Annotated in this window: 23 protein-coding genes and 1 other RNA gene; 13 read left to right on the top strand and 11 right to left on the bottom strand. The window is 58.6% G+C overall.

Features of this window, described 5'->3' with window-relative positions; genetic code table 11:
- The 3 genes from ACR0KS_RS01825 to ACR0KS_RS01835 form a co-directional block, all read right to left on the bottom strand.
- Window positions 1-1,191 carry a toxic anion resistance protein gene (locus ACR0KS_RS01825; protein WP_170384593.1) on the bottom strand — a complete coding sequence of 397 codons (1,191 nt, stop codon included), beginning with the start codon at window positions 1,189-1,191 and terminating at the stop codon, window positions 1-3.
- Between the two features lie 28 nt (window positions 1,192-1,219).
- Entirely contained in the window at window positions 1,220-2,134 is a 915-nt protein-coding gene (locus ACR0KS_RS01830) for a 5-bromo-4-chloroindolyl phosphate hydrolysis family protein (RefSeq protein ID WP_170562037.1), read from the bottom strand.
- Between the two features lie 175 nt (window positions 2,135-2,309).
- Complete coding sequence (locus ACR0KS_RS01835) at window positions 2,310-3,200, bottom strand: pseudouridine synthase (RefSeq protein WP_480693093.1); 891 nt, start codon at window positions 3,198-3,200, stop codon at window positions 2,310-2,312.
- Between ACR0KS_RS01835 and ACR0KS_RS01840 the strand changes: the two genes are divergently transcribed.
- Window positions 3,181-3,642: a nucleoside deaminase gene (locus ACR0KS_RS01840; RefSeq protein ID WP_170562040.1), complete on the top strand. Its 462-nt coding sequence runs from the start codon at window positions 3,181-3,183 to the stop codon at window positions 3,640-3,642. The genes ACR0KS_RS01835 and ACR0KS_RS01840 overlap by 20 nt on opposite strands.
- Before the next feature lie 8 nt (window positions 3,643-3,650).
- Here the strand turns inward: ACR0KS_RS01840 and ACR0KS_RS01845 are convergent, their stop codons facing one another.
- Window positions 3,651-4,343 (bottom strand): metal-dependent hydrolase, encoded by a 693-nt coding sequence (locus ACR0KS_RS01845; protein WP_170384587.1) that lies wholly within the window; start codon window positions 4,341-4,343, stop codon window positions 3,651-3,653.
- Window positions 4,344-4,402: 59 nt separating this feature from the next.
- Here ACR0KS_RS01845 and ACR0KS_RS01850 point away from each other — a divergent pair, with 59 nt between their 5' ends.
- Entirely contained in the window at window positions 4,403-5,059 is a 657-nt protein-coding gene (locus ACR0KS_RS01850) for a ceramidase domain-containing protein (protein ID WP_170562043.1), read from the top strand.
- Here the strand turns inward: ACR0KS_RS01850 and ACR0KS_RS01855 are convergent.
- Window positions 5,050-5,613 (bottom strand): DUF4202 domain-containing protein, encoded by a 564-nt coding sequence (locus ACR0KS_RS01855; protein WP_170562046.1) that lies wholly within the window; start codon window positions 5,611-5,613, stop codon window positions 5,050-5,052. The two genes, ACR0KS_RS01850 and ACR0KS_RS01855, sit on opposite strands and share 10 nt — an antisense overlap.
- Before the next feature lie 145 nt (window positions 5,614-5,758).
- Window positions 5,759-5,917: a hypothetical protein gene (locus ACR0KS_RS01860; RefSeq protein WP_170484032.1), complete on the bottom strand. Its 159-nt coding sequence runs from the start codon at window positions 5,915-5,917 to the stop codon at window positions 5,759-5,761.
- A 227-nt stretch (window positions 5,918-6,144) separates the two neighbouring features.
- Between ACR0KS_RS01860 and gatC the strand changes: the two genes are divergently transcribed.
- From gatC to rnpB, 5 genes are all read left to right on the top strand, one after another.
- The gene (gatC, locus tag ACR0KS_RS01865; RefSeq protein ID WP_170562049.1) at window positions 6,145-6,432 is read left to right on the top strand and encodes an Asp-tRNA(Asn)/Glu-tRNA(Gln) amidotransferase subunit GatC; all 288 of its coding nucleotides are present in this window, start codon (window positions 6,145-6,147) and stop codon (window positions 6,430-6,432) included.
- Between the two features lie 3 nt (window positions 6,433-6,435).
- Window positions 6,436-7,923, top strand: a complete 1,488-nt coding sequence (gene gatA, locus ACR0KS_RS01870) for an Asp-tRNA(Asn)/Glu-tRNA(Gln) amidotransferase subunit GatA (RefSeq protein ID WP_170562053.1) — start codon at window positions 6,436-6,438, stop codon at window positions 7,921-7,923.
- 40 nt (window positions 7,924-7,963) lie between these two features.
- A complete protein-coding gene (locus ACR0KS_RS01875; protein ID WP_170562056.1) occupies window positions 7,964-8,653 on the top strand; it encodes a hypothetical protein in 690 nt (229 codons plus the stop codon).
- Window positions 8,610-9,320, top strand: coding sequence for an N-acetylmuramoyl-L-alanine amidase (locus ACR0KS_RS01880; protein WP_480693094.1), 711 nt, complete (start codon window positions 8,610-8,612; stop codon window positions 9,318-9,320). Before ACR0KS_RS01875 ends, ACR0KS_RS01880 begins: the two co-directional genes overlap by 44 nt.
- Before the next feature lie 123 nt (window positions 9,321-9,443).
- Window positions 9,444-9,843, top strand: an RNA gene (gene rnpB, locus ACR0KS_RS01885) — RNase P RNA component class A.
- Between the two features lie 9 nt (window positions 9,844-9,852).
- Here rnpB and ACR0KS_RS01890 read toward each other — a convergent pair.
- Both ACR0KS_RS01890 and ACR0KS_RS01895 read right to left on the bottom strand, forming a co-directional pair.
- Window positions 9,853-10,695: a DUF2182 domain-containing protein gene (locus ACR0KS_RS01890; protein ID WP_170562062.1), complete on the bottom strand. Its 843-nt coding sequence runs from the start codon at window positions 10,693-10,695 to the stop codon at window positions 9,853-9,855.
- A gap of 12 nt (window positions 10,696-10,707) precedes the next feature.
- Entirely contained in the window at window positions 10,708-11,343 is a 636-nt protein-coding gene (locus ACR0KS_RS01895) for a DUF1326 domain-containing protein (protein WP_170384571.1), read from the bottom strand.
- A 531-nt stretch (window positions 11,344-11,874) separates the two neighbouring features.
- Between ACR0KS_RS01895 and rpmG the strand changes: the two genes are divergently transcribed.
- Entirely contained in the window at window positions 11,875-12,042 is a 168-nt protein-coding gene (rpmG, locus tag ACR0KS_RS01900; protein ID WP_005630270.1) for a 50S ribosomal protein L33, read from the top strand.
- A gap of 216 nt (window positions 12,043-12,258) precedes the next feature.
- On the top strand, window positions 12,259-12,765 hold the full coding sequence (locus tag ACR0KS_RS01905) for a hypothetical protein (RefSeq protein WP_170484024.1): 507 nt from the start codon (window positions 12,259-12,261) through the stop codon (window positions 12,763-12,765).
- A 170-nt stretch (window positions 12,766-12,935) separates the two neighbouring features.
- Here ACR0KS_RS01905 and ACR0KS_RS01910 read toward each other — a convergent pair whose 3' ends face one another.
- Both ACR0KS_RS01910 and ACR0KS_RS01915 read right to left on the bottom strand, forming a co-directional pair.
- Window positions 12,936-13,712 (bottom strand): Bax inhibitor-1/YccA family protein, encoded by a 777-nt coding sequence (locus tag ACR0KS_RS01910; protein ID WP_170484023.1) that lies wholly within the window; start codon window positions 13,710-13,712, stop codon window positions 12,936-12,938.
- A gap of 181 nt (window positions 13,713-13,893) precedes the next feature.
- Window positions 13,894-14,103 carry a YjiS-like domain-containing protein gene (locus ACR0KS_RS01915; protein ID WP_170562065.1) on the bottom strand — a complete coding sequence of 70 codons (210 nt, stop codon included), beginning with the start codon at window positions 14,101-14,103 and terminating at the stop codon, window positions 13,894-13,896.
- 127 nt (window positions 14,104-14,230) lie between these two features.
- Here ACR0KS_RS01915 and ACR0KS_RS01920 point away from each other — a divergent pair, with 127 nt between their 5' ends.
- The gene (locus ACR0KS_RS01920; RefSeq protein WP_170562068.1) at window positions 14,231-15,112 is read left to right on the top strand and encodes a LysR family transcriptional regulator; all 882 of its coding nucleotides are present in this window, start codon (window positions 14,231-14,233) and stop codon (window positions 15,110-15,112) included.
- On the opposite strand, the gene ACR0KS_RS01925 is transcribed toward ACR0KS_RS01920, so the two are convergent.
- The gene (locus tag ACR0KS_RS01925; RefSeq protein WP_170562071.1) at window positions 15,109-16,065 is read right to left on the bottom strand and encodes an NADPH:quinone oxidoreductase family protein; all 957 of its coding nucleotides are present in this window, start codon (window positions 16,063-16,065) and stop codon (window positions 15,109-15,111) included. The two genes, ACR0KS_RS01920 and ACR0KS_RS01925, sit on opposite strands and share 4 nt — an antisense overlap.
- A gap of 336 nt (window positions 16,066-16,401) precedes the next feature.
- Here ACR0KS_RS01925 and ACR0KS_RS01930 point away from each other — a divergent pair, with 336 nt between their 5' ends.
- The 3 genes from ACR0KS_RS01930 to ACR0KS_RS01940 all read left to right on the top strand — a co-directional run bounded on the left by ACR0KS_RS01930 (window position 16,402) and on the right by ACR0KS_RS01940 (window position 19,059).
- Window positions 16,402-16,773 carry a helix-turn-helix domain-containing protein gene (locus ACR0KS_RS01930; RefSeq protein ID WP_170384559.1) on the top strand — a complete coding sequence of 124 codons (372 nt, stop codon included), beginning with the start codon at window positions 16,402-16,404 and terminating at the stop codon, window positions 16,771-16,773.
- Between the two features lie 44 nt (window positions 16,774-16,817).
- Window positions 16,818-17,609: a histidinol-phosphatase gene (gene hisN, locus ACR0KS_RS01935; protein ID WP_170562074.1), complete on the top strand. Its 792-nt coding sequence runs from the start codon at window positions 16,818-16,820 to the stop codon at window positions 17,607-17,609.
- A 115-nt stretch (window positions 17,610-17,724) separates the two neighbouring features.
- The gene (locus tag ACR0KS_RS01940; protein WP_170562077.1) at window positions 17,725-19,059 is read left to right on the top strand and encodes an 8-oxoguanine deaminase; all 1,335 of its coding nucleotides are present in this window, start codon (window positions 17,725-17,727) and stop codon (window positions 19,057-19,059) included.
- Window positions 19,060-19,121 lie beyond the last annotated feature (62 nt).

Below are 19,121 nucleotides of genomic sequence, written 5' to 3' on the forward strand. Positions count from 1 at the left end.
TTATCCCGGCACCGCGGTGCCGGCGTTATCGCCAGTTCCGTCCTTGCGGGCTTTGGCAGCAGCCAGCGTGTCGCGCAATTCGGTCTCCATCTTTTGCAGTTCCTGTTCGGCAGCGGCGCGCCGCGCCTTACCTTCGTCTGCAATTGCAAGGCTTTCGTTAATCGTTCCGATCAGATCGGCATTGGCCTGTTTGACGGCTTCGATGTCGAAGACACCACGTTCCATTTCTTCGCGGATCATCTTATTCGACTGACGCAGGTTGGCCGCGTTTGAGGTCAGCAACTCGTTTGTCAGATCATTTGCATCCCGCACTGCCGAGGCCGCTTCTGCGCTGCGTTGGATAGTGACGGCCTGCGCCAATTGCGTCTCCCAAAGCGGGACGGTGTTCACCAATGTCGAGTTGATCTTGGTCACCAGCGACTTGTCGTTTTCCTGCACCAATCGGATCGAGGGCAGAGACTGCATCGTCACCTGCCGCGTCAGCTTCAGGTCGTGGACCCGGCGTTCCAGATCGTCCCGGGCGGCGCGTATATCGCGCAACTCCTGCGCCTTCATCACCTGTTCGTCCTCGGGCGCGGCCTCGATTTCCGCTTCCTTTTCGGGAATGTCGTGGCTGTCCAGCTCGGTCAGCTTTTCTTCGCCAGCGGCGATGTAAAGCGCAAGCTCGTCATAGAACCCAAGTGTCTTTTCATACAGCAAATCCAGCGACTTGATATCCTTGAGCAACGTGTGTTCATGCCCCAGCAAGTCGTCCGTGATCCGGTCGATCTGGCCCTGAACCTCTTCGTATTGCGCGGTGAACTTTGCAAATGGGGCCGCTTTTCCGATCAGCTTCTCCCACCAGCTTCTTTCACGTCGCACATCCAACTCACTGACCGAGAAGCCCCGGATCGTGGTCACGATATTGCGCAGGCTGTCTCCGGCAGGGCCGACGTCCTTGTTGCGCACGTCAGCCAGCATCGCCTGGCTGATCTCTTGCAATTCGGCTTGGGCGGATGACCCGAACGCAACGATCGAATTCGTGTTGCCCATGTCAATCTCGTCCATGCGTTTGCGGATTTCCGCGCTTACGGGTTCATCCGCTTCCTCCAACGAGACCACCTCGGCCGTGGGTTCGGGGAGCGCGACGGCCGTTACTTCCTGCACCAGCGTTTCTGCTTCTACCGCCTTGTTCTTGATCTCATTGGACATTTGAAATCCTTTCTCAAAAAATGGCCGGTTAATCCAACCGAACGCCTTCGCGCTGCAACCTTTCGCGCAGCACGTCAATTTCTACGGTCAGGTCGCTGCGGTCATCCAAAAGCATTTTACGGGTTCGCGCCGCGAAATTCTGTTCAAGATCATCCAAAAGGGCCGAATAGTCAGCCAAGGCCTGCGCGTCGCGTGTACGCGCATACACATCTGCAAATTTGACCGTCGCGTCCCGCGCGCCCTGTAGATACACCGTCATGTACTTGCGCGCCCCGGCCAGATCGCGCGGGTCTTCTTCGACGGTGCGAAACAGGTCACGGGCAGTGTCCTGAAACTGTTCCACCCGCGCCTCGATCCTTCGGTCACCAGCGCGTTTTATGGCGTCTGTCATCTCGGTCAGGTGCTGTTCGGCATCTTCCACAACACGGGCGACACGGTCTTGCTGAAATGTGTCGACGCCCTCCATTCCCTTGTCGGTTAGCGGATCAAGTCCAAAAGAAACCGAGTGCAGAACCGTCGCCACCGCGCCAAACAGGACAGGTGCGATCAAGCTGACCTCGGACGCGGACGCCGCATCCAGGAACTCGGAACGATAGGACGCCAAAGCTGCGCCGATACCGGTAAGAACGCTGGCGAATATCTTTCGGGGAAAGGCCGGCCTCCGCGCTGTTCGCCGCGCGTTATACGCGGCTTCGGCGCGCAAGCCTTCCCGCAGCAGGAACGCCGCCGCAGTCAGAACGCCCGCCGCGATCAATCCGATCGTCATTCCGACCGCGCCATCGTTGAGCGAGAGAAACACCAGCGGAACGGCAGGCAGGAAAAGCAGGTTTGCGCGCGCGCCCGCAGGTTCTACACGCGCACCGTCAAATTTACCGCGCGCGGGCTGGTCTGGCTGTGACGAGTCACCCTGTGGACTGAATTTTCCGCCATAGCGTTTGGCCATGTGCTCACAAGCCCCCAAGTACGCCGGTGCAAACACCAAAGAGCAGTACAAGTAAGACCACGTAGGCCAGTTTTTGTACTCCGGTCCCGGACATGACGCCCCCCAAAGACTTTCCTTGCAGAAAATCTAGGGCAAGAGGGCCGGTGAAGCTAGGGGGAAGGTTGTTTAACTGGGGTCACTTGCGAGGTTTCTTGCCGATGGGCGCACGTTTTCGTTGCGGTCGCGCAGGCCGTTTGGCCGGGGTTGCGGGGTCTGCGTCCAGCCCCAGTTGATCGCGCATCACGCGGCGGCGGATTTCCTCAACCTCGCCGGGTTTCAGATTGCCCAGTTGGAACGGGCCATAAGACACGCGCAGCAGGCGGTTCACGGCATAGCCGATATCCTCCATCGCGCGGCGAATTTCGCGGTTCTTGCCTTCGCGCAATCCGATGGTCAGCCATGCATTTGCGCCCTGCTGACGGTCCAGCGAGACATCCATGGGCAAAAACCGCTCGCCGTCGATCACCAGACCCTTGCGCAGTGGGGCAAAATCCTCGTCCTTGGGGCGGCCGTTCACCCGCACACGGTATTTGCGCAGCCAGCCGGTTGAGGGCAGTTCCAGCTTACGCTTGATGCCGCCATCATTGGTCAGCAGCAGCAAGCCTTCGGAATTCAGGTCAAGCCGCCCGACGCTCATGACGCGGGGCATGTCCTCGGGCAGGTTGTCGAAGATCGTCGCGCGGCCCTTTTCGTCGCGCGTCGTCGTCACCAGACCGGAGGGCTTGTGATACAGCCACAGGCGCGAGGGTTCCGGCTCGGACATCGGTTTGCCGTCTACGGTGATCCTGTCTTTGCCGGTGACGTTCAGGGCGGGGCTGGTGATGGCCTTGCCGTTCACACTCACACGACCGGCTTCGATCATGCGCTCGGCTTCACGGCGCGAGGCAACGCCCGCGCGGGCAAGCACTTTGGCGATCCGGTCGCCGGGAGGAGGGGTTTTGCTCATCCGCAGCCCATAGCGCATCCGGTCGCCTTGCGAAAGACGCGTTTCTGATGCAGTCAAAGGCATGGAGTTCAGATCGTTCATGAATATCGCGCTGCAAGAGGCGCGCGCCGCAGCAGACCGAGGCGAGGTTCCCGTCGGGGCCGTGATCGTCGCGGGCGATCGTGTTGTGGCGGCTGCAGGCAACCGCACGCGCGAGCTGAATGATCCAACCGCACATGCCGAAATCCTCGCCTTGCGCGCGGCCTGTTCTGCGGCTGGGTCAGAGCGTTTGCCGGATCATGACCTCTACGTCACGTTGGAGCCCTGCGCGATGTGCGCGGCAGCCTTGGCCGCAGCGCGCATCCGGCGGATTTACTACGGCGCGACCGACCCGAAATCGGGCGGCGTGGCCCATGGTGCGCGGGTTTTTACCCATTCGCAGGCGCACCATGTGCCTGAGGTTTATGACGGTATCGCAGGGCAGGAGGCCGCGGCGCTTTTAAAGGCGTTTTTTGCGGCACGTCGGGGGGATGCGCCGAACTGAAGCCCGGCCTACAGCTTGATTGGCTGCATCACTTCCGGCTCGATTACATCGACGCCCGGCAATCCTTCGACCAGCGCCCGCGCTGACTGTTCCAGGATCGGGAAAGTCTTGTAGTGGCAGGGGATCACCGTCTTGAAGTTGAAATAGCGCTTGGCGGCGTAGGCCGTGCCTTTCATGTCCATGGTAAAGTGTCCGCCCGCCGACAGGATGCCGATATCAGGTTTGTAATAATCGCCCATCCAGTCCATGTCGGCCATGATATCTGTATCGCCTGACACATATAGCATGTGACCATCGCCTGAGATCATGAACCCAACCTCACTGCCGCCGGTGCGCAGACCGTCGGGTGTGGAAAAGGTCGAGCTGTGCGAGGCCGGAACCATCGACACCATCACTCCGTTCAAATTCACCGTACCGCCTTTGTTGAAGCCTACAGTCTCGATCCCTTCAGACTCGCTCCAATACCCCATCAGGTCGTACTGACCCACAACTGGAACCTTGAGGTGTTTGGCCAATGAGACCACATCGGCCACGTGGTCGAAATGCGTGTGCGTCAGAAGGATATGCGTCGCGCCGTCCAGGGCTGCGTCGTGCTGATCCTCGGGCAGGACGGGATTGCCGGTCAGCCACGGGTCAATCAGCAATACCTGACCGCCGGTCTCAATGCGGAAGCTGCCGTGGCCCAGCCAAATGATGTTCATGAAAAAATCCTCCGAAACAGACTGTTGGCTTTAACCTAGCATCGGCTATGTAAAATTTCATGGACTGGTTTCAGGAAATTGACGGATATTGCGAGCGGTTGTCGCCCGACTATTGGGCAGAGCCGATTAATGCCGTGACAAACGCCGCGTTTATCGTCGCCGCTTTCATCATGTGGAGGCGGGTGCGCGGGCAGGGAATGCCGCTGGCAGTGGCACTAGTGGTGATTCTGGCCGCCATCGGAGTGGGCAGCTACCTGTTTCACACCCATGCACAGGTCTGGGCGGCACTGGCGGATGTGGCGCCAATCCTGCTGTATATTCTGGTCTATATCTACGCGATCAATCGGGACGTCTGGCAGATGCGGCCGCTTTTTGCCGTGGTCGCCACCGCGATGTTTGTCCCCTATGCGGCGGCAACCGTTCCGATTTTTCAACTGGTGCCCGGTCTCGGCGGATCGGCGGCCTATGCGCCGGTTCCGCTGCTGGTCCTGATCTATGCATTCCTTCTGCGCAGCAGGTTCCCCGAGACCGCAGCAGGGCTGGCGAGTGGTGCCGCGATTCTGATCGCTTCAATCACGTTCCGCGCGCTGGATGAGCCGATCTGCGTTCAGTTTGAAACTGGAACGCATTTCATGTGGCACATCTTGAACGCGACCATGCTGGGCTGGATGATCGAAGTGTATCGCAGACACATGAAACGAACGTCTCAGGCCTGAAAGGCGGCGGCGAGGTTTGCGGGCAGGTCAAACTCGTCCAGAACACGCGTGCGGCCTTCGGCAGACATCTTGCGGGCTGTTTTTTCGACAATGCTTTGAATTTTTTCGGCCGAATGTTTGGCTGCGAAAGGGGCAAAATACCATTTGAGGAAAACGAAACAGATCACGTCCTCAAGCGCCTGCACCTCGTCGTCGCGCTTGATACCCTGTTTGCGTAGCATGCGACCAGCGGCTTCGGTATCTTCGGCGCCGTATTCACTCAGCTCCATCAGGCCCGTGACAATCTCGGCGTGATGCACGCCCTGCGCCTTTCGCCACGCCAAATATCCTGCACGCCCTTCGGGGTATTCGGTGCGCGCCAGTTTCCAGCGTTCGACGTGCTGACCACGCGCCGCTATTTGCAGCGGGTCCGAGGCATCGGGGAACAGCCGATCCAGCTCGGCGCTCATACGCTGACCATAGAGCAGGGCGGCGGGTTGGCCGTCTTCCAGATTGGGGTCTTTGGCGTTGGCCGCATCTATTGCGTCCAGTACTGCTTGCTTGCGCGTGCTCATGGGGTGCTCCGTTGTTCTTCCGGTTCAGCGGTCGTGCCTGAACAGTTGTCCAAAGCTACCCTATCGAGTCGCTGCGCTGCGTGCAGCAAGCAATTGAATTTTCGGGCCGGGGAGAGGAGTACCCGGCCCGGACGAAGCAGGCTATTTAGCTGGCAGGCTTCGCCTTGTCCTGTGAAACGGGCTCTGAGACCTGATCAGGGAAGCTCAGGTCCGGGAACATGCTGTCCATTGATGGTCCAAACGCGTGGGCTTGCGCAGCAAGAACCGTTGTCGCCAATACAAAGGCAGTCATGAGAGTTTTCATCGTCTTACTCCGGTGATGGCTGTGTCGTGGTATTGAAATGAACAGTTCAGTTTAGAAATTCAAGGCAAGAAGTGAACTAATCGGTTCACTTTTTCGCATACCCGATATGCAAAATTGTATGGCGGCATCGTCAAAGCGATCGACGCACGATGAAATCCGCCAAGCGGTCCCCTTGCGACCAAAGCATCAGACAGGTAAACGCCCCCTAACGCATATGAGGTTTTCCGATGTCGATTGACCAAAGCACTGCCGCAAAGGTGGCTAAACTGGCCCGGATCAAGGTCGAGGATGACGCGCTGCCTGCGCTGGCATCCGAGTTCAACACCATCCTTGGGTTTATCGAGCAACTGAACGAAGTGGACGTCGATGGCGTCGAGCCGATGGTGTCGGTCGAGCCGATGCGTCTGAAGCGTCGCGAGGATGTGGTCACCGACGGAAGCCAACAGGACAAGGTTCTGGCCAACGCCCCCGACGCGCGCGAGGGTTTTTTCGCAGTCCCCAAAGTGGTGGAGTAAGACATGAGCGATCTGAACAAACTGGGTCTGGCCGAAGCCCGCGACGCGCTGCGCGCCGGAGAAGTGACCTCGGTGGAATTGACGGAATCTTGCCTCAAGGCCATCGACGAAGCCGACGCGCTGAATGCCTTTGTCCACAAAACGCCCGAGATCGCGCTGGAGCGCGCCAAGGCTGCGGACGCACGGATCAAGGAAGGCGACGCGCCTGCCATGTGTGGTCTGCCCATTGGCATCAAGGATCTGTTCTGCACCAAGGGTGTGCCCTCGCAGGCGGCGTCCAAGATTCTGGAAGGCTTCAAGCCCGAATACGAATCCACCGTCTCGCAGCAATTGGCCGATGCCGGAGCCGTGATGCTGGGCAAGCTGAACATGGATGAATTCGCCATGGGCTCGTCCAACGAAACTTCCGTTTACGGCAACGCAGTCAGCCCGTGGCGGCGCGGCAATGACGATGCACAACTGACACCCGGCGGTTCGTCGGGCGGGTCGGCCTCGGCTGTGGCCGCTGACCTGTGCCTGGCCGCGACCGGCACCGACACGGGCGGCTCGATCCGTCAACCTGCGGCCTTCACGGGCATCACCGGGATCAAGCCAACCTACGGGCGCTGCTCGCGTTGGGGCATTGTGGCCTTTGCCTCCTCGCTGGATCAGGCTGGTCCAATGACCAAGAACGTGCGCGACGCAGCGATCATGCTGGAAACCATGTGCGGCCACGACCCCAAGGATTCCACCAGCGCCGAGCTTGCGGTTCCGAATTTCGAGGCGATGCTGACCGGCGATATCAAGGGCAAAAAGATCGGTATCCCGAAAGAATACCGCATGGACGGCATGCCCGCCGAGATTGAAAAGCTCTGGGCTGACGGTGCCGAGATGCTGAAAGCTGCGGGTGCCGAGATTGTCGATATCTCGCTGCCGCACACCAAATACGCGCTGCCAGCCTACTACGTGATCGCCCCTGCCGAGGCGTCCTCGAACCTCGCCCGCTATGACGGTGTTCGCTATGGCCGCCGCGCGACGTTGGCGCAGGGTGATGGCATCACCGAGATGTACGAGAAAACCCGCGCCGAAGGTTTCGGCCACGAGGTCCAGCGCCGCGTAATGGTCGGCACCTATGTGCTGTCGGCTGGTTTCTACGATGCCTATTACAATCGTGCCCGCCGCGTTCGCACCCTGATCAAGAAAGACTTTGAAGATGTCTTTGCTGCGGGTGTCGATGCGATCTTGACCCCGGCAACGCCGTCGGCCTCCTTCGGTCTGGGTGAGATGACCGAGGCGGATCCGGTGCAGATGTACCTCAACGACGTCTTTACCGTGACCGTGAACCTGGCCGGTCTGCCGGGCATTTCGGTGCCTGCCGGTTTGGATACGCAGGGTTTGCCGCTGGGTCTTCAGCTGATCGGCCGCCCATGGGACGAGGGCGATCTGCTGAACACGGCTTACGCGCTGGAAAGCGCGGCGGGTTTTGTAGCCAAGCCGGGCAAATGGTGGTAAATCTCTGCTCAGGCAAGACGACTTAAAACGGAGCAGCTGAATGCGCCTTACGCTTCTGATTCCCGCCATTGGCTTGGTGGCCGCCTGTAATACGGTGGCCCCGGTACAGGGCACAAGCTTCAACACCCCGCAATATCAGGCGCAGCGCGAAGCTGAATTGGCAGGGCAAGGGCTGACCGGTAACCCCTTGCTCGGTCCCGTTGACGTGACCGAACAACAGCTCGGTGCCCCCGGCGATCCGCTTCCACCAACCGGAGAGAACGCGGATATCGCTTCGGCAACCGCTGTGGCGCTGGCAAACACCTCTGTTCCTGCGACGACGCCAATCGCAAGCAATAACGCGATTTCGGACGAGCAGGATTTTGAGGCCGTGTCCGGGCGTCGCACCATCGAATCCGACGCGGCTCGGATCCAGCAAAATAGCCAGACCTACGAAGTTGTTGCACCAACCGCCGTACCGCAGCGGGGCACAGATGGTCAGCCCAATATCGTTCAATACGCTCTGAATACGTCGAACCCGGTTGGTACTCAGCTTTACAGCCGCGCGGGGTTTAACCTGCAGGCCAAAGCGCAGCGCAACTGCGCCCGGTACCCCTCGTCAGATCAGGCGCAGATCGAGTTTCTTGCAAGCGGCGGTCCCCAACGCGATCGCAAAGGGCTGGATCCTGATGGGGACGGATACGCATGTGGTTGGGATCCCAGTACGTTCCGCAGTGCCGTCAACAACTGAACTCAACCCGATCTGGCACCCGTCGCCCAACTTTGGCGAACGTCGAGGCGGTTTGAAGCCGTCTCTGATCGTCCTGCACTACACAGCAATGGACAGCGCGCAGGAGGCACTAGATCGCCTGTGCGATCCGCAATACGAAGTGTCCGCCCATTACCTGATTGGATCAGACGGCAGTCTCTGGCAGATGGTGCGCGAAAAGGATCGCGCCTGGCACGCCGGGGCAGGTGAGTGGTGTGGGCAGGACGACATCAATTCCCGGTCGATCGGCATCGAACTCGACAATCGCGGCGACCACCCGTTCTCAGAGCCGCAGATGATAGTTCTTGAGCGCCTGCTGACCGGTCTATCGCAAAGATGGACAATCCCCCCCAAAGGCGTCATCGGCCATTCCGATATGGCTCCGGGCCGCAAGCTGGACCCGGGCTCCCGATTTGACTGGCAGCGTCTCGAACATCAGGGGCTGGCAAAGCCGCAAGGCACCGGCGAGCACCCGCAGAACGCTGAAATGCAAGAGTTCAAACGCTTGGCGCACGAGGCTGGTTTCACCGCAAACGTGGACGACGAGACACTTCTAAATACAGTTCGCCTGAGATATCGACCTTGGGGCAAGGGACCTCTGACGCCCGACGACCTCACTCCGTTGATCGGAAAAACCGGATCAAGTTGATCCGTTCTTCATCTGGCTGAAAATATCCCGGGGTTGAATTGGCCGCAGGCCAAGAAGGGGCTGGCCCCTTCACAAGCTCTCCACCCTTGACGCCGCAGGACACAAGGCATACCCAGCTCACGCGCGGAGGGCCGGATGGCCGCTGGGGTCGCAAGACCCGAGAGGAAAGTCCGGACTCCACAAGACAACGGTGCCGGGTAACGCCCGGGCGGGGCAACCCGACGGAAAGCGCCACAGAAATCAGACCGCCTGCGACGTTTGTCAAAGGTAAGGGTGAAACGGTGGGGTAAGAGCCCACCGCGCCCCTGGCAACAGGGGCGGCACGGCAAGCCCCACCGGGAGCAATGCCAAATAGGGTCCCCGCGCGGGCCGGTCGGCGCAAGCCGATACCGCCGCTAAGCACGTCTTGGCCGAGAGGGACCGGGTTGGCAGCTTGAGCCGCGCAGCAATGCACGGCCTAGAGGAATGGTCATCGAAGGGGGCAACCCCGGAACAAGATCCGGCTTACAGGCCCTCCGCGCGTATTCCTCCTTTAGGTCGCGACAGCGACCGCACTTCCAATCAGCCACAGACCTGCAACGATCAGGGCGATACCAGTCGCAGGACCCAGCCATCGCGCACGCGGCAGTAGCTTCTCCAGTCCCACATAGATCGCAATACCGACAATCCAGTAGAGGTTCATGACACCTCCGACAAAGAGCAGCAGCATCAAGGCCCAGCAGCAGCCCAGACAATACGCGCCGTGAATCGCGCCCACGCGAAATGCACCCGTTGCGCCGGGTCGGTTGTGCTCGGCCAGAAACTGGGCCGGGCTGCGGCAATGGCGCAGGCAGGCGGACTTTAGGCTGGACAATTGATACAGACCGGCCGCCAGCAAGACACACCCGGCAAACGCCTTTGACCGGATCGTCATCATCGGACCGTCCGACAGGCCAATCTGTTCCAGCCCCCATTGCCCGCCCGTTGCAAGTACGCTGAAAAAAGCCCAGACGACGAGGTAGCCGCCTAGAAAAACCAGACTGAGCCAAGTAGTGCGCTTCTTATCTGGTCCCATGCGCTTGATGGCTGCGTACAAAAGCACGGTCGGCGCAGCGCTGGGCGTCATCATCGCGATCATCATGACCCACCACATGAGGAATATCAGGATGGTGTAGGGCAGGGACCAGACAACCGGCCCGCCCATCTGCATAGGCTCACCAATCGGCCCGGCCATGCGGGTCATCTCGACGGCGGTCATGTTCATGCCGATGCCGACAATGGTGTACCACGCGGCTCCTAACACGACCAGGGTAACGCAAAGCAGCACGACGCCGCTGTCTCGCCGCAGGACATAGTCGACCGCTCCTACATGCGGCTGATTTGTCTCAGTAGCCATTACTGCAGTGGATCACGCGCCGATTACGCCGTGGCCAGAGATATTGAGGTGGGCCAGATGCGCATGCGTTGCATCAAATGTCAGGCTGATTTCCCCACCCGTCGTTTTTGTCGTTCCGGATGCAGACTCGGCGTGCCGATACTCGAACCCGTTGGGCAGCTGAATGGATGCCCGATGCGGCAGCCCTGAAACGATATGAGGGATCGGGTTCACCTCAAGATCGAAGATGCCCTTAACCTTTGCGTACCCCTTGCGGTCTTCGCGGGACCAATCCAGCTCAATCGGAAGGTAGAGGGTTTCGTGTTTGGTCGGCGCCATGGCGCTGTAGACGTACCAGAAGGTCGCCATCTCGTCCGTGTCCTCGCCTTTCATGATGGCTTCCAAAGCAGCCCTTTGATCCGCCGAGGCGCTTTCGTCGATGATCAATTGCATCTGACCATTGCCTTCGTGGATGGGACCCGGCCAATAATAGACGCCTGCCGCGCGCAACCCGGCCAGATCGGTGTCGCCATAATGCCCGGATTTAATGTCATATGCGACAACCGCCTCGCAATTGCCGTGCGTCGGCAACACGCTGAACTGGCATGGGCAGCCGAAGTTGCAGTTGCAGTTGGCCAGTTCTTCGCCCTGAATTGTCCATTCGGTCATGATGTCCCCCCAAAAAATATCAAGCTACAAACGCTGCCGTCATTCGTGCTTGCCTGTTTTTGGTGCCTCGAAAACCGAGCCGTTCAGTGGCTTCTTCGATTTTGGAACTGAGGGGAAGTTACCATGGTTAAGTGTTTGTCACAAACTTAGGGAAATTCTCGCTGCAAAGTACCTTGTTTGAGAGCCGCTTTGCGGCCGTCCCAGTTAAATGGATGACCGAAATGGACACCTTCAGGGCCGCTGCGGGTTTCCGGCGCTGGGGCGCACCTCTGTGATGGGTGGGATTCGGACGAATACTGTTTATGGCACATCGGATTTGAAGCAGAGGTATTTGGGCATGCGTTATCCAGCGGAAAATCGGACCTGATTCATTCCTGTTTCCACGTGCCACCCTGTCCATCCGAAAACAAACCTCGTTAGGGTGGTTGTCTGGTGCGATTGCGCTTGACATAGGCGGTGCAGGGCGTAAAAGCGCACGCTCATAGGAATTCAACCGAAGGGCTCCTGCCTTTTCGGACGCAGGAGATAACCATGGCGAAGCCGACGACAATCAAGATCCGTCTGAACTCGACCGCGGGCACGGGCCACTTCTACGTGACCAAGAAAAACGCGCGTACCATGACCGAGAAAATGACCGTTCGTAAATACGATCCGGTCGCTCGGAAGCATGTCGAGTACAAGGAAGGCAAGATCAAGTAATCTGCCGTCCAGATTGGACAGTTTGAAGGGTTCCGCTTTGGCGGGACCCTTTTTCGTGCGTTCTGGCGCGGACTAGAGGGCAAACGGCCTGTGTGACTGCGCTGTGGGCCGTTGCAACGAAGCATCAGCGGTTAGGTCAATCGACAAAGCGGTGGGTTGCTTTTTTGAATGGCTTGCCCCTACGCTTCAACAACTCGTTCCAAAATGTTGGCCGTCATGAAAAAAATCTTGTTATCCACAATAACTGTTTTGGCCCTTGCAGCTTGTGAGGACCCCTATAACCGTCAGGGTGTTGGCTTCACGGGCATAGATGGAGAGCCTCGCACAATCTCGGATATTCCGGGTGCTGTCTCTTTCCTTCCCAGAGCGACCAACGTTCCGGCGGAATTGGCCGTGCTGCCAGCCGTTCAGGTGACTTCCGGTGAAACGGACCCTCAGAAACTTGCTCGTGTGGCGATCGACAACGGTGGTCGTAGCGACGCCAATTCGGTGGCCCTGACGGGGCTTTCGACCAATATGTTCCTGAGCACGGTCAGCGTGAATGGTACGCTGTATGGCGTTCTGCGCACAGATAGCAGCAGCACCAGAGTGGACAACGAAGTAGGCGCGGCCTTTGGCCGTAACGCTGAACAGTTTACCGGGTGCCTTCCGGCGGGTGATGTCTATCGCAAGGGCTCGTCGCAACGCAGCTCTGGTTTTGCGGTTCCTTTGAACTGTAGCTAACCGCTCACTATTCTTCGGATGAAGCCTTCACCTTTGGGTGGAGGCTTTTTCTTTGACCGCAGCGCGGATGGGCTACAGCGTGCACACACGGCTTGACCACTGGCGGTTGACCAAAAAAGAAAAGGGCGGACCGAATTGGCCCGCCCTTTCGTTTGAAAATCGTCAGTTCGTTATTCGCGGCTGCCAAAGAGTTGCAGCAGGAACATGAACATGTTGATGAAGTCCAGATACAGGCTCAGCGCGCCCATGATCGCAGCTTTACCCAGCCATTCCTTGTCGCCCGAGTGGGCCATCTGCAGGTAGGTGGTTTTGATGTTCTGCGTGTCATAAGCGGTCAGGCCCGCAAAGATCAGAACGCCGATTACCGAAATGGCAAAAGCTACGGCCGACGATGCGATGAAAATGTTCACGATCGAAGCGACGATCAGACCGATAACACCCATGATCAGGAACGTGCCCATGGCGGACAGGTCTTTCTTGGTGGTGTAGCCGTACAGCGACAGACCGGCAAAAGCGATTGCCGTGATCAGGAAGACCTGAATGATCGACTGACCGGTAAAGACCAGGAATATCCAGCTAATAGACACGCCCATAACGGCGGCGAACAGGTAAAATACCGTTTGCGCGCCCGCGGCGGACAGTCGGTTGATTCCGGCGCTGAAGCCAAACACAAAGGCCAGCGGAGCGAACATGATGACCCATTTCAGGGGCGAGGCAAACAGCGTCGCGCCGAAGGAAGTCAGGTATTTGTTGGCGCTCAGTTGAGCGGCAGCAGCCGACGGATCGGTCGTCGTTGCAAGGCCAGCAATCGCCCAAGCCGCTGCAAACGTGATCAGCATGCCCACGGACATGGTGCCGTAGACTTTGTTCATATGGGCGCGCAGGCCCTCGTCAATCTCGGCAGCGCGTGCACCGGTCGCTGTCCGGATCGTGTCAAATTGTGCCATTAAAGGGTCTCCCTTTACATATTCTTGTTGCGCCCTGAATTCAGCGCGCGTTCCCCGCAAATATCGGCAAGTGCGAGCTACGTTTCAAGGGTTTAACGCCGGAAACTGGCTAAAACACGCTACAAAAATGGCGGCCTGCTGACATGGGCCGCCATTCAATCGAAAAAGATGCATCCTGTGGTTACTTTTGCCAATATTCCGGCGCGTCCCAGATGTGGCGGGAAGCCTCTGTTTTGGCTTGTTCCCTGGTAATTCCGATGTCCTCCAGTGCGCGATCGTCCAACTGACCAAGGCTGCGGCGTTGGCGCTGGAGTGAAAGGACGTCCCAAAGCGAAGTTACCGAAAAGCGGCGGTGCGAAGTGCAATGTGAAGTCAGGGTTATTTGGGTCATAGCTTTTGTCCTTTCCGTAAATCTCGATGGTTAGGTTCTTTTCCATCAACTTCCTTGATTTATATGGCTCAGTATGACACATTTTAAAAATGAATATTTATGAACCGATGCATAAGGATTCGTGAACATGCGAAATTTGGACATAACCACGTTGCGCTCATTCGTGGCTGTTGCCGACCAGGGCGGTGTGACTCGGGCTGCGGGTTTTCTGCACCTGACGCAATCTGCCGTCTCCATGCAGTTGAAACGTTTGGAGGAGCTGCTGGGCCTCGAGTTGCTGGACCGAAGCGGCAGGACGATCGCGCTGACCGCGTCGGGCGATCAATTGCTGGCCTATGCCCGACGCATGATCGCCCTGAATGATGAGGTGATTTCAAAACTCACGGATCAGGCTTTCGAGGGTGAGGTCGTTTTGGGTGTGCCCCACGACATAGTCTATCCTGCCATCCCTCGGGTGCTTCAACGGTTCAACGCCGATTTCCCGCGCGTGCGGGTTCAACTGGTTTCGTCCTATTCGCTGCAACTGAAGGACATGTTCAAAAAGGGAGTGTGTGACCTGATCCTGACGACAGAGGCGACTGTTGGCGAGGGCGCTGAAACGATTGCCGAGCTTCCGTTGCGCTGGATTGGCGCGCCGGGCGGTTCGGCTTGGCGCAAGCGTCCTATACCTCTGGCGTTGGGTCGCAGGTGTTTGTTCCGCCCGCAGGTTATCGCGGCATTGGACGAGGCTGGTATCCCGTGGGAACTGTCAGTCGAAACCGAGAACGACCGCACGATCGAAGCGACGGTCAGCGCGGACTTGGCCGTTCACGCGATGCTGGACGGAACCGAAGCCGCGCATCTGTCGCAAATTGACGACGGAGGCGTGTTGCCCGAACTTCCAGCGCATATGATCAACCTTTACGGCGGTGAATTCGGTCGCGGAGCGGTGGTCGAGGCGTTGGCGTCCCTCGTTCGGCAGAATTTCCTTCTGGTTGGCGGGACGCCGTTGAAGGCCGTGGTGGGCTAGGGAGTGATCACGACCTTGCCAGTCGCGGTGCGGTCCCTCAAAAGCTGCAACCCTTGTTCGGCCTCTGTCAGAGGCAGGGTGTGACTGATGTGGGGCTTGATCCGCCCCTCGCTATGCCATCGAAACAGGGTTTCAAAACTGTCCTGTACGATCTGGGGGCGGAACTTCAGGTATCCGCCAATGTAAAAGCCGATCACGGTCAGGTTCTTCACTAGCAGGTGGTTTGCCGGAATTTGGGGGACATCTCCACCGGCGAACCCTATTGGAAGCAGGCGGCCTTCGGGGTTGGTTGCGCGAAAGGCGGCTTTGAAAACGTCTCCGCCGATCGCATCATAGACGACATCTGCTCCACCTAATTCCAGCACCCGCGTTCGCAGGTCTTCGGACGCATCAATCAGGTGGTCGGCTCCTGCTGCTTGCGCAACCTCAAGTTTTTCGGCACCGCGCGCCTGGGCGATGACGGTGGCACCCATCAGCTTGCCGATCTCGACAGCCGTTAGGCCGACGCCGCCAGCTGCGCCCGTGACCAACAGTGTTTCGCCGGGTTGAAGGCGGGCGCGATGGTCCAGGGCGATATGGCTGGTGCCGTAGGCGATCTGAATTGCAGCGGCGTCCTCGAAGCTCATCGAATCGGGCATTGGAATCGCGCGGTCGGCGTCGAACACACCGAATTCGGCCAAGCCACCTTGACCCGAGTACACTGCGACCCGGTCACCGGGGTGCAGATTTGTAACGCCTTCGCCGGATCTCTCAACGATACCAGCAATTTCCAGGCCTTGTGTGAACGGCGTGTTCGGGGTGTCCTGATACGTACCTTTTTGCATGAGCAGATCGGCGAAGTTCAATCCGCAAGCCTTGATCTGAACGCGAACTTGACCCGGACCCGGCTCGGGAAGGGCTGTTTCACATAGTTGGGCTTTGGCCCCGGCGGATTGGATTCTATAGGCCAGCATGGTCGCGCTCCGTGTTTTCCGAGCATAGATTCGCTTTGGCCGATGATTGTCAATCGTTTACCCTGCGAGACCAAAGGCGTGCAGATCGGCAAATTGATTACCAGTCTCAACGGGCTTTTGCTGTGAGTATGCCAGCATAGCACAACTTTAAATCTTTGTTCTTTGACGCAGATTCAACCCGCTTGAAAAAATACCAAAAAGAAGCAATATTGCGCTATGGTGCTGATTTGGGGGCATGTTCCAAATTAGGGAGTGGTTAAGCACAGCTCACTAGTGATGCGGCAGTGAAAACCGTCGCGCGCCCCTTGTGGTTGTGTGTAGGAGAGGAGAATACCAATGACTCATCACGTGGATGTCCATGTGGGCAAGCGCGTCCGGCATCGCCGCTGGCTGATCGGCATGACTCAGCAGCAACTGGCGCAGCAGGTTGGTATTAAGTTCCAACAAATTCAGAAATATGAGACGGGTGCGAACCGGATCAGTGCGTCTCGCCTATGGGATATTGCCGAGGCGTTGGATGTACCGGTCAGCTTTTTCTTTGAAGGTCTGGAGGAGGCCGAGAAAGAAAGTGCTGGCAAGAAATCCGTACCTGCCGACCTGATGGGGGACAAAGAGGCTCTGGACCTTGTGCGGTCTTACTATGCGATCCCTGAAAACCAACGCCGTCGTCTGTTTGAACTGGCGCGGGTTCTCAGCGATGTCGCATAAGATAGCGGGTTGACTCTGGTGCGTGCGCGCCGCACGGGTAGCGCATGCAGGATACTACGCTGAATGATTTGGAAGTCGCCGAAGAAATGGCCGATGCAGCACGCAAGGCCATTCTTCCTTATTTCAGGCAGTCTGACCTGGAAACATCCAACAAGCTGGCTGACGGGTTTGACCCGGTAACGATTGCCGACCGCGAGGCTGAACAGGTCATGCGGGAGGTTCTCGCCCGTCACCGTCCCGAAGACGGTATCTTCGGCGAGGAATTCGGACAAGTTGAAGGCCGCAGCGGTCGAACGTGGGTTCTGGACCCGATCGACGGGACGCGGGGGTTTATTAGCGGTACGCCGACTTGGGGCGTTCTGATCGCGCTGAGCACTCAAAACGGGCCGATCATGGGCGTCATTGATCAACCGTATATCGGCGAAAGATTTGTGGGTTCTGCGGGTGTGGCTCAGTCAATTGGTCCAACCGGGACAGTGCAACTCAGGACGCGGTCGACACGTTCGCTGGACCAGGCAATCTTGTTCACCACTTTCCCTGAAGTGGGCTCTTTGCAGGACCGGGCCGGTTTTGAGGCTGTCGCGCAACACGCGCGCCTGACCCGGTACGGCATGGATTGCTATGCCTACGCGTTGTTGGCCGCGGGGCAGGTCGATCTGGTGATCGAGTCCGGCCTGAACGCCTATGACATACAGGCACCAATCGCCGTGATTGAGGCCGCGGGCGGTATTGTCACCGATTGGCAGGGCGGGGCTGCCCACAATGGTGGGCGTGCTTTGGCCGCCGCAAACCCCGACTTGCACGCTGCAGCTTTGGAAATCCTGCGCGACTATTGAAACCTGTTGCCGTGGTGGGGCGGGTCGGGTAAGTTCTGCCCGGCTGGTTCTTATGCCCGTTTTCCGCCAGCCTTCGCACTCCATGCATGAAACGGGCTTGTGCAAGGAGGGCGAAATGACTGAAATCCTTATAAAAAATGCCGATACCATCCTGACGATGGACGACACGCGCCAAGAGCTTTCGGGCGCGGATATCCTGATCTGCGACGGGCAGATTGCTCAGATCGGCCACGCGCTGCAAACGGGTGGCGAAATCCATGATGCGTCGGGTTGCGTCGTGACCCCCGGGTTGGTGAACACTCATCACCATCTGTATCAAACTCTGACACGCGCCGTTCCGGGGGGACAGGATGCGTTGTTGTTCGGCTGGCTGAAGACGCTCTATCCAATCTGGTCCCGGTTTGGACCGGAAGAGATGTTTGTCTCGGCGCAGATTGGCCTGGCAGAGCTTGCCCTCTCGGGATGTACCCTGAGCTCCGATCACCTGTACCTATACCCGAACGGCGCAACGCTGGACGACACCATCGCAGCGGCTGCCGAGATCGGCATGCGGTTTCATCCCACGCGCGGCGCGATGAGCATAGGCGAGAGCGATGGTGGCCTGCCGCCGGATTCACTGGTCGAAGCCGAAGCCGCCATTCTCGAAGACATGATCCGCGTGGTCGACGCATTCCACGATCCCTCTGACGGAGCCATGTGCCGGGTCGGGCTGGCACCATGTTCGCCGTTCTCGGTCAGCCGCGACCTGATGCGAGATTCTGCGGTTTTGGCCCGCGATAAGGGTGTGATGCTGCACACGCATCTGGCTGAGAATGACGAGGATATCGCTTATTCTCAGGCGCAGTTCGGCTGCCGACCGGGGCAATATGCCGAAGAATTGGGCTGGACCGGGGCTGACGTCTGGCACGCTCACTGTGTCAAGCTGGACGGGGCCGAGATCGACCTGTTCGCACGTACGCAAACCGGGGTGGCCCATTGCCCATGCTCAAATTGCCGCTTGGGGTCCGGCATCGCACCAGTGCGCGCCATGCGAGATCGCGGCGTTCCCGTTGGGATTGGCGCAGATGGGTCGGCCAGCAATGATAGCGGAAACCTGATCCTTGAGGCACGGCAAGCCATGCTACTGCAGAGGGTCGCAAACGGGGCCGACGCCATGTCCTCGCGCGAAGCGCTGGAAATCGCCACCCGAGGCGGCGCGGATGTGCTGAACCGCCCTGATTGCGGCCGGTTGGAACCGGGCAAACGCGCCGATATCGCCATCTGGGATACGCGCGGCGTCGAAAGTGCCGGCAGTTGGGACCCGGCCGCCTTGCTGCTGGCCGGGCCGACGAAAGTTAAACATCTGTTTGTCGAGGGCCGCCAGATCGTGCGCGACGGGCAGATCACAACGCTCGACCTGCCCAAAGTCATCAAAACTCAAAACCGCCTCGCCCACGCTTTGGCGGGTTAGGTGCGGATCCGTTCTTCATCTGGCCAAAAATATCCCCGCCGGAGGCATGGGCCATAGGCCCA

It is taken from the genome of Ruegeria sp. BC7, from assembly GCF_056539165.1.

Bases quoted from the DNA above. Each gene is read 5' to 3' on its own strand.
- ACR0KS_RS01825 (WP_170384593.1), bottom strand. From the start codon at position 1,191: ATGTCCAATGAGATCAAGAACAAGGCGGTAGAAGCAGAAACGCTGGTG.
- ACR0KS_RS01830 (WP_170562037.1), bottom strand. From the start codon at position 2,134: ATGGCCAAACGCTATGGCGGAAAATTCAGTCCACAGGGTGACTCGTCA.
- ACR0KS_RS01840 (WP_170562040.1), top strand. From the start codon at position 3,181: ATGGAGTTCAGATCGTTCATGAATATCGCGCTGCAAGAGGCGCGCGCC.
- ACR0KS_RS01835 (WP_480693093.1), bottom strand. From the start codon at position 3,200: ATGAACGATCTGAACTCCATGCCTTTGACTGCATCAGAAACGCGTCTT.
- ACR0KS_RS01845 (WP_170384587.1), bottom strand. From the start codon at position 4,343: ATGAACATCATTTGGCTGGGCCACGGCAGCTTCCGCATTGAGACCGGC.
- ACR0KS_RS01850 (WP_170562043.1), top strand. From the start codon at position 4,403: ATGGACTGGTTTCAGGAAATTGACGGATATTGCGAGCGGTTGTCGCCC.
- ACR0KS_RS01855 (WP_170562046.1), bottom strand. From the start codon at position 5,613: ATGAGCACGCGCAAGCAAGCAGTACTGGACGCAATAGATGCGGCCAAC.
- ACR0KS_RS01860 (WP_170484032.1), bottom strand. From the start codon at position 5,917: ATGAAAACTCTCATGACTGCCTTTGTATTGGCGACAACGGTTCTTGCT.
- gatC (WP_170562049.1), top strand. From the start codon at position 6,145: ATGTCGATTGACCAAAGCACTGCCGCAAAGGTGGCTAAACTGGCCCGG.
- gatA (WP_170562053.1), top strand. From the start codon at position 6,436: ATGAGCGATCTGAACAAACTGGGTCTGGCCGAAGCCCGCGACGCGCTG.
- ACR0KS_RS01875 (WP_170562056.1), top strand. From the start codon at position 7,964: ATGCGCCTTACGCTTCTGATTCCCGCCATTGGCTTGGTGGCCGCCTGT.
- ACR0KS_RS01890 (WP_170562062.1), bottom strand. From the start codon at position 10,695: ATGGCTACTGAGACAAATCAGCCGCATGTAGGAGCGGTCGACTATGTC.
- ACR0KS_RS01895 (WP_170384571.1), bottom strand. From the start codon at position 11,343: ATGACCGAATGGACAATTCAGGGCGAAGAACTGGCCAACTGCAACTGC.
- rpmG (WP_005630270.1), top strand. From the start codon at position 11,875: ATGGCGAAGCCGACGACAATCAAGATCCGTCTGAACTCGACCGCGGGC.
- ACR0KS_RS01905 (WP_170484024.1), top strand. From the start codon at position 12,259: ATGAAAAAAATCTTGTTATCCACAATAACTGTTTTGGCCCTTGCAGCT.
- ACR0KS_RS01910 (WP_170484023.1), bottom strand. From the start codon at position 13,712: ATGGCACAATTTGACACGATCCGGACAGCGACCGGTGCACGCGCTGCC.
- ACR0KS_RS01915 (WP_170562065.1), bottom strand. From the start codon at position 14,103: ATGACCCAAATAACCCTGACTTCACATTGCACTTCGCACCGCCGCTTT.
- ACR0KS_RS01920 (WP_170562068.1), top strand. From the start codon at position 14,231: ATGCGAAATTTGGACATAACCACGTTGCGCTCATTCGTGGCTGTTGCC.
- ACR0KS_RS01925 (WP_170562071.1), bottom strand. From the start codon at position 16,065: ATGCTGGCCTATAGAATCCAATCCGCCGGGGCCAAAGCCCAACTATGT.
- ACR0KS_RS01930 (WP_170384559.1), top strand. From the start codon at position 16,402: ATGACTCATCACGTGGATGTCCATGTGGGCAAGCGCGTCCGGCATCGC.
- hisN (WP_170562074.1), top strand. From the start codon at position 16,818: ATGCAGGATACTACGCTGAATGATTTGGAAGTCGCCGAAGAAATGGCC.
- ACR0KS_RS01940 (WP_170562077.1), top strand. From the start codon at position 17,725: ATGACTGAAATCCTTATAAAAAATGCCGATACCATCCTGACGATGGAC.